Genomic DNA, 13,461 nt, shown 5'->3' on the forward strand with positions numbered 1-13,461 from the left:
CTGCGTCACCCCTGCCGCCCCTGCTCCCGGCGCGGCGATCCGCTATAGTCGTCCCGACGTAAACGGGGCGACCGGAGCGGGCGCGACCCGCCTGCCGCACACCCCACGCCGTTCGCCCCACGCCCTTGACGCACGCCTCAGACAGGACCCGCCGCCATGTCGACATCCCCGCCACGCGACCGCGAGAAGAACCGGGCCTCCGCCCGCTTCGGGCGCTATGCCCGCGTCGGCGCCAACATGAGCGGCATCGCCGCCAAGCTCGCCGGCGCGCGCGTCTTCGGCTTCGAGGTCGACAACGAGAAGCAGGCGGCGGAGCTCGCCGCCGCCCTTGGCGGCCTCAAGGGACCGTTGATGAAGGTGGCGCAGCTGCTGTCCACCATTCCCGACGCCATCCCGCCGGAATATGCCGCCGAACTGGCGCAATTGCAGTCGGATGCGCCGCCCATGGGCTGGGCCTTCGTCAAGCGGCGCATGTCGGCGGAGCTCGGCCGCGACTGGCAGTCCCGCTTCCAGGACTTCGACAAGACGCCCGCGGCCGCCGCCTCGCTCGGCCAGGTGCATCGGGCCACCTCGCTGGAGGGCGCGCCGCTCGCCTGCAAGCTGCAGTACCCGGACATGGCCTCGGCCGTGGAAGCGGATCTGAAACAGCTCGCCTGGCTGTTTTCCGTGCATCGGCGGATGCGCCCGGCCATCGACACCCGGGAGATCGCGGTGGAGATCGGCGAGCGCGTGCGCGAGGAACTCGACTACGCCCGGGAGGCGCGCCACACCTGCGCCTATCGCACGATCTTCGCCGACGAGCCGCGCATCCGCGTGCCGCATGTCCACGACGACCTGTCGACCGGGCGGCTCTTGACGATGGGCTGGCTGCAAGGCGCGCCGCTGCTGAGCTACAAGGAGCACCCGCTGGAGGACCGCAACCGGCTGGCGGAGGTGATGTTCCGCGCCTGGTGGCACCCTTTCAGCCACTACGGGATGATCCACGGCGATCCGCATCTGGGCAATTACACGGTCTTCGAGGAAGACGGCGACGCGCGCGGCGGGACACCGGCGGGGATCAATCTGCTCGACTACGGCTGCATCCGCGTCTTCCCGCCGGAATTCGTCGCAGGCGTTGTCGATCTCTACCGCGGGCTGCTTTCCGACGACGACGCGCTGATCGTTTCGGCCTATGAGCGCTGGGGCTTCAAGGGGCTGACGAAGGAGCTGATCGAGATCCTCAACATCTGGGCGCGCTTCATCTACGACCCGCTCCTGAGCGACCGGGTGCGCTCCATCGCCGACGGCGTCAAACCGGCCGAATACGGGCGCCGCGAGGCCTTCCGCGTGCATCAGGCGCTGAAGGAAAAGGGCCCGGTCACCGTGCCGCGCGAATTCGTGTTCATGGACCGCGCCGCGATCGGCCTTGGCGGCGTCTTTCTGCATCTGCGCGCCGAGTTGAACTTCTACCGCCTGTTCAACGAGCAGATCGAGAATTTCGAGACGAGCACGGTCGCGCGCCGCCAGTCGGACGTGCTGGGTGCCGCGGGGCTGGCGGCCTGAGGCTGGCGCGGGGGGCGGTACGGGCCGCTTCGCCCGCGGGCGCGCCGCGCGGCCCGCGCGTCATCGCCGGGCATGACAAATCGCACCTCCCGTCGGCGCGAACGCTGCGAAACTGCGCGTTGCCGAGACGGGCTTAGCTGATATAAGTACGCGAAACTGAGTATCCGAGCCACCGTAGAGGGGGAGCCATGTCTGACCAGTCACTTCCGAGCATGGATTATGCCGAGCACGAGCGCACCTATGCCGGCTTCATCAATGTTTCCAAGATCGGCATCGTCGCCGCCATCAACGTGATGCTGTGCCTTATCCTGTTCGCCTTCGGCGGCGGAGCGGGCGGTTTCTTCGGCGCGGTGCTGCTGTTCCTGACCATCCTCGTCGGCGGCATCGGCCTGTTCATGGGCGAGCGCGGCTGGATCCCGTCCACCGGCGTGACCGTGCTGGCCGGCCTCGTCGCCATTCTGACGGCCACTTGATCCGGACGATCGCGACGGATTTCACCCGTCCCCGAGACAGCGCATGTAACCGCGCAAGACGCAGCGAATTCCGACCGGGAGGAGACAGTTCATGAAACTCGCAGTGCCCCGCGAGAGCGAGGCAGGAGAATCGCGTGTCGCCGCCACGCCCGACACCGTCAAGAAATTCGTGGCGCTCGGTTTCGACGTCGCCGTCGAAAAGGGGGCGGGTCAGCTCTCGCGCCTGCTCGACGCCGATTACGAAGCCGCCGGCGCGACGATCGCCGCCGACGCCAAGACCGCCATGGCCGACGCCGATGTCGTGCTCAAGGTGCGCCGTCCCAACGACGATGAGCTCAAGCTGATCAAGAAGGGCGCGCTGGTCATCGGATCCATGGACCCTTACGGCCACGAGGACGCGGTCAAGGCCATGGGCGCGGCCGGCATCTCCGCCTTCGCGATGGAGTTCATGCCGCGCATCACCCGCGCCCAGGTCATGGACGTCCTGTCCTCCCAGGCGAACCTCGCCGGCTATCAGGCGGTGATCGACGCGGCCGGGGAATACGACCGGGCCATGCCGATGATGATGACGGCGGCCGGCACGGTTCCGGCCGCGCGCGTCTTCGTCATGGGCGCCGGCGTCGCCGGCCTACAGGCGATCGCCACCGCGCGCCGTCTCGGCGCGGTCGTCACCGCCACCGACGTGCGTCCGGCCGCCAAGGAACAGGTCGAATCGCTCGGCGCCAAGTTCATCGCGGTGGAGGACGAGGAGTTCAAGCAGGCGGAAACCGCCGGCGGCTACGCCAAGGAAATGTCGGACGAGTACAAGAAGAAGCAGGCCGAACTGGTCGCGTCCCACATCGCCAAGCAGGACATCGTCATCACAACGGCGCTGATCCCCGGCCGCCCCGCGCCCAGGCTCATCAACAAGGACATGGTCGCCTCGATGAAGCCGGGCTCGGTGATCGTCGATCTCGCGGTCGAGCGCGGCGGCAACGTGGAGGGGGCCAAGCCCGGCAAGATCGCCAAGGCGGGCGAGGTGAAGATCATCGGTCACCTCAACGTCTCCGGGCGCATCGCGGCCTCCGCGTCGCTGCTCTACGCCAAGAACCTCGCGGCCTTCCTGGAGACCATGGTCGACAAGGAGGCCAAGGCGCTCAAGGTCAACTGGGACGACGAGCTGGTGAAGGCCACCGTCCTGACCCGCGACGGCCAGGTGGTGCACCCGGCCTTCGCGCCGGAAACCGAATAAGGGGGCCCCAATGTCCGAACTCAGCGCATCCGAAACGCTCGAGCGCGCGCAGGCGGCCGCGGAAACCGCCCGCGAGGCGGCCGACGCCGCCCAGGCGGCGGCCGACGCGGCGCAAGGCTATGCCGATCAGCTCGCCGGCGGCATGGGCGACACGCTCGCCGCCGCCGCCTCCGCCGCCACCGGCGGGGCGATCGATCCGTTCGTCTTCCAGTTCACCATCTTCGTGCTGGCGATCTTCGTCGGCTACTACGTGGTGTGGTCGGTGACCCCGGCCCTGCACACCCCGCTGATGTCGGTGACCAACGCGATCTCCTCGGTGATCGTGGTGGGCGCCCTGCTCGCCGTCGGCGTGGACCTGGCGGCCGAGGGCGCGGGCTATGCCCGCGGTTTCGGCTTCCTCGCGCTGATCATGGCATCGGTGAACATCTTCGGTGGCTTCCTGGTCACCCAACGGATGCTCGCCATGTACAAGAAGAAACAGAAATAAGGAGGCCGGACACATGCTATCCGCCAACGTCACGGCCGTCCTTTACGTCATTTCGGCCGTTCTCTTCATCCTGGCGCTGCGCGGGCTGTCGAGCCCGGAAACCTCGCGCCAGGGCAACACCTACGGCATGGTCGGCATGGCGATTGCCATCGGCACCACGCTGCTGACCGCCGCCCCCGGCGCCGGCGGCCTGCTGATGATCATCGCCGGCCTCGCGCTCGGCGGCGGCGTCGGCGCGGTGATCGCCAAGCGCGTGCCGATGACCGCCATGCCGCAGCTCGTCGCTGCCTTCCACTCGCTCGTCGGCATGGCCGCGGTGATGGTCGCGGCCGGCGCGCTCTATTCGCCGGGCGCCTTCGGCATCGGCACGGTCGGCGCGATCAAGGCCGTCAGCCTGATCGAAATGTCGATCGGCGTCGCCATCGGCGCGATCACCTTCACCGGCTCGGTCATCGCCTTCGCCAAGCTCGACGGCCGCATGTCCGGCGCGCCGATCATGCTGCCGATGCGCCACTACATCAACGGCGGTCTGGCGGCGCTCATCGTGCTGCTGATCTTCGTCTTCGTGCAGAGCGAAAGCCACACGGTGTTCTGGATGATCGTGATCCTGTCGCTGATCTTCGGCGGCCTGATCATCATCCCCATCGGTGGGGCCGACATGCCCGTCGTCGTGTCGATGCTCAACTCCTACTCGGGGTGGGCGGCGGCCGGCATCGGCTTCACGCTCGGCAACATGGCGCTGATCGTCGTCGGCGCGCTGGTCGGCTCGTCGGGCGCGATCCTGTCCTACATCATGTGCAAGGGCATGAACCGCTCGTTCATCTCGGTGATCCTGGGCGGCTTCGGCGGCGACTCCGTCACGGCCGCCGGCGGCGACGGCGAGGAACGCCCGGTCAAGCAGGGCTCGGCCGAGGACGCGGCCTTCATCATGAAGAACGCCGGCAAGGTCATCATCGTGCCGGGCTACGGCATGGCGGTCGCCCAGGCGCAGCATGCCCTGCGCGAGATGGCCGACGTGCTCAAGGAGGAGGGCGTCGAGGTCAAATACGCCATCCACCCGGTCGCCGGGCGCATGCCGGGCCACATGAACGTGCTGCTCGCCGAGGCGCAGGTGCCCTATGACGAGGTCTTCGAGCTGGAGGACATAAACTCCGAGTTCTCGCAGGCCGACGTGGTCTATGTCATCGGCGCCAACGACGTGACCAACCCGGCGGCGCGCGACGATCCGCAATCGCCGATCTACGGCATGCCGATCCTCGACGTCGACAAGGCCGGCACGGTGCTCTTCGTCAAGCGCGGCATGGGCTCCGGCTATGCCGGCATCCAGAACGAGCTGTTCTTCCTGGACAAGACGATGATGCTCTTCGGCGACGCCAAGAAGATGACCGAGGAGATCGTGAAGTCGATCTGATCGGCCTCGCTCCTTCAAGGTCATACAGCCACGAACACAAACGGCGCGCCCCGGGGCGCGCCGTTTTCGTTTTGCCTTCGTGCTCTCGTCAATTCCCGGTTGCACCGGATTGGTGGCACCGCCGCCGGAACCAAGGTTCCATGGGGCGGGAGACGACAATGACGGTGCTGACAACGATATGTCTGTTGGGCGCGCTTGGACCTGGCGCTCCGGTCACGCCGCTCGCCGATTCGCAGGCGATGGCGGTGCAGGCGCGCCGCGGGTTGACCTGCAGGCAGATGCCCGACTGCCGATCGGCGGTGATCCTGTGGTGTTCCGGCTACGGCCGCGCGGACGGTGACGGTGACGGCATCCCTTGCGAGAACGTCTGCTCGACACGCCGCCAGGTCGAGGCGATCCTCAGGGACATCGGCTGCAACAGATAGCCCGGGCGGGACGAAAAAACCCGACACGCGGGACCGCATGCCGGGTTTCTCAGTCAACCAGCAATCGCCGGAAACCTCAGGCGTCGTTCGCCGGGCCCGTCATGCCGAGGGCGTGCATGTAGAGGTCGAGGATCGCGTCCTCCTCCTCGCGCTCATGCGGCTGCTTCTTGCGAAGCGAGATCACCTTGCGCAGGATCTTGATGTCGAAACCGTTGCCCTTGGCTTCGGCATAGACGTCCTTGATATCGTCGGCGATGACCTTCTTTTCTTCCTCGAGACGCTCGATGCGCTCCACGAAAGCGCGCAACTGATCGCCGGCAACGCCGCCTGGATCGGACATTTCGAAATCTCCTTGATGCACTGAAGAATCTGGATGTGGAGCGCCGCGCGGACGCGCACAGGGCTTGTGTCTTGCGCCAAATCCGCTCCGTTTTCAAGACGCAAGAACGAAAACGGAACAGCGACGCAGAAGTCGATAGACACCTGTCGGATCAGCCGGGAAAGAAGGCGTCGGGCGCCTTCATCGCGTCGAGCGCCCGCATTCTCTCAAGCCACCCAAGCATTTGGTCGGTGGGCGCAACGCCGGCCTCGGCAAGCCACTGGGTATAGCCCCAGATCGCACAGTCCCCGATGCCCGGTTCATCGCCGTGAAAAAAAGGCTTATCCCCAAGCAGTACACCGAAATTCTCCGCGTCGGTGGCATAGCGATTGCGCAACCAGTCGACCACACCGGGCGCAAACCCCTCCCCCTTCACACGCCGGGCTTCCTTCAGTTGCGGAAGGCACATGCCGATCCGGTTCGCCTCCCACATCAGCAATTCGCGCGCCCGGCGCAACGCGGCGCGATCCTCGCCGCCCAGGCATCGGAACCGGGTCGCGATCTCGAGCAGAATGGCACCGGATTGCGTGTGGGGAACGCCGTCGATGGTGAGCAGCGGCACCTCGCGAAGCGGGCTCGCCGCCAGAAACGCCGCCGGGCGCGTGGCGGGATCGGCCCAGATGTCGACCCAAACGCGCGTGTGGGCGAGCCGCGCCAAAGAGAGCGCCAGCGCGACCTTGCAGGCATGACCGGAATCCGGATGACCATAGAGAACGAGATCGGCCACTCAACTGCTCCTTCTTCCTGGACCAGAGGTTTCCCGGCGCCGGCGCGCGGACCGGTCAGTCGTGCGGCCTGGCCTTTTCAAAGGCGGCCTGCTGTTCGGCGCTCGCCTCGGTCTGATAGGTCGCCTTCCACTCCGCGTAGGGCATGCCGTAGACGATCTCGCGCGCGCCGTCCTTGTCGAGGTCGACGCCCTTCTCCCGGGCCGCGTCCATGTACCAGTTCGACAGGCAATTGCGGCAGAAACCGGCGAGATTCATCATGTCGATGTTCTGCACGTCCGTGCGGTTGCGCAGATGCGACACGAGGCGGCGAAAGGCGGCGGCCTCCAGTTCGGTCCGGGTGGCATCGTCGATGTTGCTCATGGTCTGGCTCCTTGCTGATGTCGTGTAACTGTGGCCGGCCGGGCGGGCAGGCCCTCCGGCCGTCAATCGGTGCGCGATCCAAAATGACGGATCGCATGCAGGTCCGGCGTCGCGTCGAGCACCTGCCGGATCACCGGCGTCAGCCGCGCGGCCCAGGCGTCGACGCCGGCCGCGTCGCCGATCAGGTCCTGACGCACCTCCAGTAACGCATGGGCGAGCCCCCGCGCCGTACCGTGCCGGTACATGCAGTCGTTGCGCAAGGCCCCGTCGTAGGGCTCGTTGTCGCCGACAACCAGACCCGGATCGGCGGCCAGCGCCTCGCGCAGAGGAACGGCGAAACGCGGGTCCTGGTCCCACAGGATGCCGGCGTGCCAGGGGCGCGGCACGCCCTTCCACACCGGCGTATAGCTGTGGATCGACAGGATCGCGGGCGGGCGCCCGGCGGCGAGTGCTGCGTCGATCGCCGTCGCGATCGCACCATGATAGGGCGCGTGATAGGTGGCCAGGCGATGGGCCCGCTCGCGCGCGTCGTGACGGGCATTTCCCGGCACCACCGCGCCGTCGGACAGGCGCATGATCAGCGTCGGATCGTCCTCGCCCCGGTTGGGGTCGATCAGCAGCCGCGAATAGGTGCTGAGCACCGCCGGCGCGCCGAAGGCACGGGCGAGCGCATGGGTCAGCGCGCGCACGCCGATGTCGTAACCGATATGCCGGTCGAGTTCGCCCGGCGGCAGACCGAGCGTGCCATAGGCCGAAGGCAGCGCATTGCTCGCATGATCGCACAGGATCAGCAACCCGCAGGCCGGGTCGCCGGAAATGCGCTCGACCGGCGTATCGTCGGGCGAGAGCGCGGGCGGGAGGGAAGACGACGTGATCATGGCCGTGGATATGGGGCAGAGCGCCCCCGGAGCGCAAGGGGCTCGACGCCCGTTCCAGGCCCGGCGCGGGCCACGCGACCCGCGTCCGTCCGGGGTGGCGCGATTTGTTGCGGCGCGGCAAGACATGACGACCGCGATCCCGTAGGCTCTCGCCTTGCGAGCATGACGCGCAGATCCGCGTTCCCACAGTCACCCCCGCCCGGGCACTCCCTTTCTCGATGATCACCGCCTCCCCTCCCGCCACCCCGACGCTCCGAGACGATTTGCGCCGGATGTTCGATGCCGCCGTCGACGCCGCGCGCCCCGAGATCTGCCTGCCCCCGCATCTTCCCGAACCGGACGCCGGGGGACGCATTCTCCTGCTGGCCGGCGGCAAGGCCGGGGGCGCGATGATGCAGGTCGCGGAAGCCGCTTATCTGGACGGAATCGGCCTGCCGGCAGAGCGCCTTGCCGGGCTGTGCATCACCCGGCACGGCTACGCCCGGCCCCTGCGCCATCTGGAGGTCGTGGAAGCGGGACACCCGGTGCCCGATGCGGCCGGGGTCGCGGCCACGCAGCGCCTTCTCGAGCTCGCGGCCTCGGCCCGGCCGCAGGACCGCATCGTTGTGCTGCTGTCGGGCGGCGCCTCGGCCAATTGGGTCGCGCCGGTCGACGGCGTGACGCTGGCCGACAAGCAGGCGGTCACCCGCGCGCTGCTGAAGTCCGGCGCGACGATCGACGAGATCAACACGCTGCGCCGCCACCTGTCGCGCATCAAGGGTGGCCGGCTCGCGGCCGCGCGCGGCCGCGCCGAAGACGGCCGACGGGTTCCGATGACGACACTGGCGATTTCCGACGTGCCGCACGACGATCCCGCCGCCATCGCCTCCGGGCCGACGGTTGCCGATCCGACCACGCTGGCCGACGCCCGCGCGATCCTCGCGCGCCACGTTCCGCAGGCGCCGGAAAGCGTGCGCCGGGCACTCGACGATCCGGCGAACGAGACGCCCAAGCCGGGCGATCCGGCCTTCGAGACTTGCACCTACCGGCTCGTCGCCCGCCCCCAGGCCTCGCTCGAGGCGGCGGCGGAGATCGCGCGGGAGCGCGGCTACGAACCGATCCTGCTCGGCGACAGCCTGGAAGGCGAGGCCCGGGAGGTGGCCGCCGACCACGCGGCGCAGGCCGTCGCGCTGGCCCGCGCCGGCCGGCGCGCGGTGCTTCTCTCGGGCGGAGAACTGACCGTGACCCTCACCGGCGACGGGCGCGGCGGCCCCAACCAGGAATACGCCCTGGCCCTCGCGCTTGCGCTCGACGGAGAGCGGGGCATCGCGGGGCTTGCCGGCGACACCGACGGAACAGATGGCGGCACGGGGGCCGCCGACGATCCGGCCGGCGCGCTTGTCGACGCGACGACCCTTAGCCGGGGCCGGGCGCAGGGTCATGATGCCGCCGTATTTTTAGCGAGAAACGACAGTACGGGGTTTTTCGAAGGCGTCGGGGATCTGCTTCGAACCGGCCCGACCTACACCAACGTCAACGACTTCAGGGCTGTCATCATTGACAAGCCGGAAGACGTGTAGCCATAAGGTGCGGCGCAGGGGCGTGGCACGAGTGATCGCATGAAGATGAAAGCCGCAAGGCAGGGGCGCACTTTGGCGACTGCATCGCTACGACGTGCCGGGGTGCTTCTCGCCCTGGCGATTGTGCCCTCGGTGGGCTTTTCCATTCTTTCCGCCTCGCCGGCGCAGGCCGAACTCCGCTTGTGCAACAAGACCGAAAGTCAGGTCGGCGTTGCCATCGGCTATCGCGACAGCGACGAATGGGTGACCGAGGGCTGGTGGAACCTGCCCGCGAGTTCCTGCGAGACGCTGGTCACCGGCGATCTGGTGTCGCGCTACTATTACATTTATGCGGTCGACTACGACCAGTTCGGGGAATGGGGCGGTCGCGCCTTCATGTGCACCCGCGAAAAGGAATTCACGATCCGGGGCATCGAGGACTGCGTCGCACGCGGCTTCGAGCGCACCGGCTTCTTCGAGATCGACACGGGCGAACAGAGCAGCTGGACGGTCCAGCTCACGGAACCGGTGCAAACAGGAACAGGTGGACGATGAAGCGAGACAGGCGGGTCAAGATACTGGCAACCTTGGGACCCTCCTCTTCCGACCCCTCCACCATCGAAAAGCTCTTCAACGCCGGCGCCGACGTCTTCCGCATCAACATGAGCCATGCGGACCATGCGCGTCTGAACACGCTCGTGTCGGCGATCCGGGACCTTGAGCTGAAGGTCGGGCGCCCGATCGGCATCCTCGCCGATCTGCAAGGACCGAAGCTGCGGGTCGGCACCTTCGAGGACGGCGCGGTCGAACTGGAGAACGGGGCAACCTTCACCCTCGACAGCGACGAGACGCCGGGCAACGCCCGGCGCGTGCACCTGCCGCATCGCGAGATCCTGGAAGCGCTGGAGCCCGGCCACCGGCTGCTGCTCGACGACGGCAAGATCCGCCTGCGCGTCGTCGCCTGCGACGCGACCCACGCCGAAACGCGGGTCGAGGTCGGCGGACGGCTGTCGAACCGCAAGGGCGTCAGCGTTCCCGACAGCGAGATCCCGGTCGGCGCCCTGACGCCCAAGGACCGCAAGGACCTCGACGCGGCTCTGGCCGCCAACGTCGACTGGATCGCCCTGTCCTTCATCCAGCGCCCGGACGATCTCGCCGAGGTGCGCAAGATCACCCGGGGCCGCGCCGGCATCCTGGCCAAGATCGAAAAACCGCAGGCCATCGAACGGCTCGGCGAGATCATCGACCTGTCGGATGCGCTGATGATCGCGCGCGGCGATCTCGGCGTCGAAATGCCGCTGGAGCGCGTGCCGGGCCTGCAGAAGCAGATCGTGCGCGCCTGCCGGCGGGCGGGCAAGCCGGTCGTCGTCGCGACCCAGATGCTGGAATCGATGATCCATTCCCCCGTGCCGACCCGCGCGGAGGTCTCCGACGTCGCAACCGCGGTGTTCGAGGGCGCGGACGCGGTCATGCTCTCCGCCGAATCGGCGGCCGGCGACTTTCCGGTCGAGGCGGTGGAAACCATGAACCGCATCGCCGGCGAGGTCGAACGCGACGCGAACCACCGGGCGATCATCCAGGCGCAGCGCCAGGAGCCGGAGCCCACCGGCGCCGACGCCATCGCCGCCGCCGCCCGCCAGATCGCCGAGACGCTGAACCTCGCCGCCGTGGTCTGCTACACCACATCGGGCGCGACCGGCCTGCGCGCGGCGCGCGAACGCCCCGCCGTGCCCGTGATCGTGATCTCGCCGGTGATCGCCACCGCACGCCGCCTCGCGCTCGCCTGGGGTCTTCACTGCGTGGTCAGCGACGACGCCCGCGACGAGAACGACATGGTCAACCGGGCCTGCCGGATTTCCTTCGAGGAGGAATTCGCGCGGCCGGGCCAGCGGATCATCACCACGGCGGGCGTTCCCTTCGGCACTCCGGGGGCGACCAACATGCTGCGGATCGCCTTCGTCGGCAGCGACGGGCGCGGCGGTATCTGAAACGCCCCCGCGCGGCGTCAACCGCCGCGCGCGCCCTGCGTCCCGGTTGCGGGCGCATCGTCGGATGTCGTGCTTCCGACCGCCTCCGGCCCCGGACGACGCGACCGCGTCGCCGCGATCACCGCCTCGATCTCCCGAACCACCCGCCCGGTGCGCGTGTGATGGGGCATGTGTCCCGCGCCCTCGAGATCCACGCGCCAGGCATTGGGCAGGTCCCGGACGAGACCGGCGGAGTGGATGTCGGGATAGACCACCGTATCCTTGTCGCCGGTGATGACCGCCGCCGGCTGGCGGATCTCGCCGTAGCGCGGCGCGGCCTTCGCCACTTCGGGCTTCAGACGGGCCACGTCGCGCGCATTGGCGAGAAAGCTGTCGGGCCGGAACAGCAGGGGCAACGCGATCCGCGTGTCGTAATTCTCCGGCGCGGCCTCGGGCAGGAACACGTTGGAGATCGCCGCCGGCGCGACCAGAGCGGCCACCGGCGGCGCCAGCGTATGCGTGAACAGCGGTCCGATCACCGGAAGCGCCGCCAGGTCGTAGTACCAGTTCACCCCGCCTGGCCAGGGATGGGTCGCCGGCGCCACGAACACCAGCCCGCGCACCAGGTCCGGCGCCTTCAGCCCCATCTGCGCGACCACCGATCCGCCCCAGGAATGCCCCACGGCAACCGCGTCGCGCAGGTCGAGCGCCCGCAGGAGACCGAGGATCAGATCCGCCTGTCGCGCGGGACTGTGCGCCTCTCCACCGCCGCGTTCGGAATAGCCGTGTCCCGGCCGGTCGACGAAGATCAGCCGGTGGCGCTGCGACAGGGCATCGAAGAACGCCATGCGCGGATCGCGCAGATTGCCGCTCGCACCGTGCACGAAGACGAGAACCGGATCGCCGGCCTGCCAGCCCGGCGGGATGTGATCGACGTAATGCAGACGCACGCCGTCGACCGCGCGCATTTCGCCGACCGGCGGAAATTGCGCCTCGGCCCGCGCGCGCAGCACCTGGGAGTAGGCCGCCAGCGCGGCGACAACGACGCCCGTGAAGGCCAGGAACAGGAGAACGACAGTCATGGGGCGGGAAATGGCGAACCTCTCCGGTGGGGTGATGCAGCGGGCCGCCGACGCACGGCCGGCCGCTCTTGCAACGCGGGGACTGCGGTCACTGCGGTCGCATGACGCGACCCGGCCCCGCCTGCAAACGTCAGGGGCAAGCGTCAGACACAAACGTCAGAGGCAAGCATCGGGACCGACGGACGCGCGTCCGGCTATCACGTGGGCGAGCCGGCCGACTCGGCGGCAAGCGTCTCGAGAGATTTACGCGCGTGCTCGCTCATTGGATGGATTTTCAGGATCTGATGGAACGTCGCGATGGCGTCCTCGTCGCGCCCGACCCGGCGCAGGATGATCGCGAGCCCGGACATCGCCCCCCAGTGTCGGGGCTCCAGCGCCAGCACCCGCTCGATGTCGACCAGCGCGCGCCCGAAGTCCTCTTTCAGGTAGAGGACCGTGGCGCGGCGGTTCCAGCCTTCGGGATAGTCCGGCGCAAGACGGGTGACCATGTCGAGAAGGTCGAGCGCAAGCCCCAGGTCCCGCGCCTGCATCGCCGTCCCGGCCCGCGTCATCAGCAGATCGACGGTGGCGCTGCCCGAGCGCATCCAGCGGCGCTGGATGTCGGCGACCACGGGCTTGGCCTCGGCCGGATCCTCGGCTGTGCGCAGCCGTTCGAACAGGGCATCGAGTTCGCTGGCCGCGTCGTCCTCGGGCGCGATCGCCGGGCGGGCGCCCTCTTGGCCATCGGCTTCGGGAAGCACGCTCTCGCCAAGATCGTCGAGCGCCGGCGGCCCCTCGTCCGGCGGCATGACGCCGGGCGGCCCGCCCTGGGCGAGGGCGGGAGCGGAGAGACACAGAAGGACAAACACGAAAAACGACCGCATACCGGTGAGTATGGCTCGCCGGTCGCGGTCGTCAATGGTCTGGCGGAAAAAGCAGGCGTTCGCGGGTGCCGCGCCGCCGACCCGAAGGCCGTGGTGC

At 68.4% G+C, this 13,461-nt stretch carries 15 protein-coding genes; 9 read left to right on the forward strand and 6 right to left on the reverse strand.

The features are described 5' to 3' along the window. Positions 1–156 precede the first annotated feature (156 nt). From ABL312_RS15290 to ABL312_RS15315, 6 genes are all read left to right on the forward strand, one after another. Positions 157–1,542, forward strand: a complete 1,386-nt coding sequence (locus ABL312_RS15290) for an AarF/ABC1/UbiB kinase family protein (RefSeq protein ID WP_349358265.1) — start codon at positions 157–159, stop codon at positions 1,540–1,542. A 188-nt stretch (positions 1,543–1,730) separates the two neighbouring features. Then, the gene (locus ABL312_RS15295; protein ID WP_349358266.1) at positions 1,731–2,015 is read left to right on the forward strand and encodes an aa3-type cytochrome c oxidase subunit IV; all 285 of its coding nucleotides are present in this window, start codon (positions 1,731–1,733) and stop codon (positions 2,013–2,015) included. 91 nt (positions 2,016–2,106) lie between these two features. After that, positions 2,107–3,246, forward strand: a complete 1,140-nt coding sequence (locus tag ABL312_RS15300; protein WP_349358267.1) for a Re/Si-specific NAD(P)(+) transhydrogenase subunit alpha — start codon at positions 2,107–2,109, stop codon at positions 3,244–3,246. Between the two features lie 10 nt (positions 3,247–3,256). Then, complete coding sequence (locus ABL312_RS15305; RefSeq protein ID WP_349358268.1) at positions 3,257–3,733, forward strand: proton-translocating transhydrogenase family protein; 477 nt, start codon at positions 3,257–3,259, stop codon at positions 3,731–3,733. Between the two features lie 13 nt (positions 3,734–3,746). Further along, entirely contained in the window at positions 3,747–5,144 is a 1,398-nt protein-coding gene (locus tag ABL312_RS15310; protein ID WP_349358269.1) for an NAD(P)(+) transhydrogenase (Re/Si-specific) subunit beta, read from the forward strand. A 158-nt stretch (positions 5,145–5,302) separates the two neighbouring features. Then, positions 5,303–5,569 (forward strand): calcium-binding protein, encoded by a 267-nt coding sequence (locus ABL312_RS15315; protein ID WP_349358270.1) that lies wholly within the window; start codon positions 5,303–5,305, stop codon positions 5,567–5,569. Between the two features lie 76 nt (positions 5,570–5,645). Here the strand turns inward: ABL312_RS15315 and ABL312_RS15320 are convergent, their stop codons facing one another. The 4 genes from ABL312_RS15320 to ABL312_RS15335 form a co-directional block, all read right to left on the reverse strand. Further along, a complete protein-coding gene (locus ABL312_RS15320) occupies positions 5,646–5,909 on the reverse strand; it encodes a DUF2312 domain-containing protein (protein WP_349358271.1) in 264 nt (87 codons plus the stop codon). A gap of 151 nt (positions 5,910–6,060) precedes the next feature. Further along, entirely contained in the window at positions 6,061–6,675 is a 615-nt protein-coding gene (locus tag ABL312_RS15325) for a glutathione S-transferase family protein (protein ID WP_349358272.1), read from the reverse strand. Between the two features lie 55 nt (positions 6,676–6,730). Next, positions 6,731–7,036 carry a DUF1244 domain-containing protein gene (locus ABL312_RS15330; protein ID WP_349358273.1) on the reverse strand — a complete coding sequence of 102 codons (306 nt, stop codon included), beginning with the start codon at positions 7,034–7,036 and terminating at the stop codon, positions 6,731–6,733. A 62-nt stretch (positions 7,037–7,098) separates the two neighbouring features. Beyond that, positions 7,099–7,914: an N-formylglutamate amidohydrolase gene (locus ABL312_RS15335; protein ID WP_349358274.1), complete on the reverse strand. Its 816-nt coding sequence runs from the start codon at positions 7,912–7,914 to the stop codon at positions 7,099–7,101. Positions 7,915–8,135: 221 nt separating this feature from the next. On the opposite strand from ABL312_RS15335, the gene ABL312_RS15340 reads away from it, so the two are divergent. The 3 genes from ABL312_RS15340 (at position 8,136) to pyk (ending at position 11,440) form a co-directional block, all read left to right on the forward strand. Then, complete coding sequence (locus ABL312_RS15340) at positions 8,136–9,473, forward strand: glycerate kinase (protein WP_374730212.1); 1,338 nt, start codon at positions 8,136–8,138, stop codon at positions 9,471–9,473. Positions 9,474–9,575: 102 nt separating this feature from the next. Beyond that, the gene (locus ABL312_RS15345) at positions 9,576–10,007 is read left to right on the forward strand and encodes a DUF1036 domain-containing protein (protein WP_349358276.1); all 432 of its coding nucleotides are present in this window, start codon (positions 9,576–9,578) and stop codon (positions 10,005–10,007) included. After that, a complete protein-coding gene (gene pyk, locus ABL312_RS15350; RefSeq protein ID WP_349358277.1) occupies positions 10,004–11,440 on the forward strand; it encodes a pyruvate kinase in 1,437 nt (478 codons plus the stop codon). The genes ABL312_RS15345 and pyk overlap by 4 nt, the downstream gene beginning before the upstream one ends. 17 nt (positions 11,441–11,457) lie before the next feature. Here the strand turns inward: pyk and ABL312_RS15355 are convergent, their stop codons facing one another. Then, positions 11,458–12,501 carry an alpha/beta hydrolase gene (locus ABL312_RS15355; RefSeq protein ID WP_349358278.1) on the reverse strand — a complete coding sequence of 348 codons (1,044 nt, stop codon included), beginning with the start codon at positions 12,499–12,501 and terminating at the stop codon, positions 11,458–11,460. A gap of 197 nt (positions 12,502–12,698) precedes the next feature. Beyond that, positions 12,699–13,349 carry a tetratricopeptide repeat protein gene (locus ABL312_RS15360; protein ID WP_349358279.1) on the reverse strand — a complete coding sequence of 217 codons (651 nt, stop codon included), beginning with the start codon at positions 13,347–13,349 and terminating at the stop codon, positions 12,699–12,701. Positions 13,350–13,461 lie beyond the last annotated feature (112 nt).

It is taken from the genome of Stappia sp. (assembly GCF_040110915.1).
GTDB lineage: Bacteria > Pseudomonadota > Alphaproteobacteria > Rhizobiales > Stappiaceae > Stappia.

Coding starts and splice junctions, on each gene's coding strand:
- pyk (WP_349358277.1), top strand. CDS start 10,004: ATGAAGCGAGACAGGCGGGTCAAGATACTGGCAACCTTGGGACCCTCC.
- ABL312_RS15290 (WP_349358265.1), top strand. CDS start 157: ATGTCGACATCCCCGCCACGCGACCGCGAGAAGAACCGGGCCTCCGCC.
- ABL312_RS15300 (WP_349358267.1), top strand. CDS start 2,107: ATGAAACTCGCAGTGCCCCGCGAGAGCGAGGCAGGAGAATCGCGTGTC.
- ABL312_RS15310 (WP_349358269.1), top strand. CDS start 3,747: ATGCTATCCGCCAACGTCACGGCCGTCCTTTACGTCATTTCGGCCGTT.
- ABL312_RS15330 (WP_349358273.1), bottom strand. CDS start 7,036: ATGAGCAACATCGACGATGCCACCCGGACCGAACTGGAGGCCGCCGCC.
- ABL312_RS15295 (WP_349358266.1), top strand. CDS start 1,731: ATGTCTGACCAGTCACTTCCGAGCATGGATTATGCCGAGCACGAGCGC.
- ABL312_RS15335 (WP_349358274.1), bottom strand. CDS start 7,914: ATGATCACGTCGTCTTCCCTCCCGCCCGCGCTCTCGCCCGACGATACG.
- ABL312_RS15305 (WP_349358268.1), top strand. CDS start 3,257: ATGTCCGAACTCAGCGCATCCGAAACGCTCGAGCGCGCGCAGGCGGCC.
- ABL312_RS15320 (WP_349358271.1), bottom strand. CDS start 5,909: ATGTCCGATCCAGGCGGCGTTGCCGGCGATCAGTTGCGCGCTTTCGTG.
- ABL312_RS15315 (WP_349358270.1), top strand. CDS start 5,303: ATGACGGTGCTGACAACGATATGTCTGTTGGGCGCGCTTGGACCTGGC.
- ABL312_RS15355 (WP_349358278.1), bottom strand. CDS start 12,501: ATGACTGTCGTTCTCCTGTTCCTGGCCTTCACGGGCGTCGTTGTCGCC.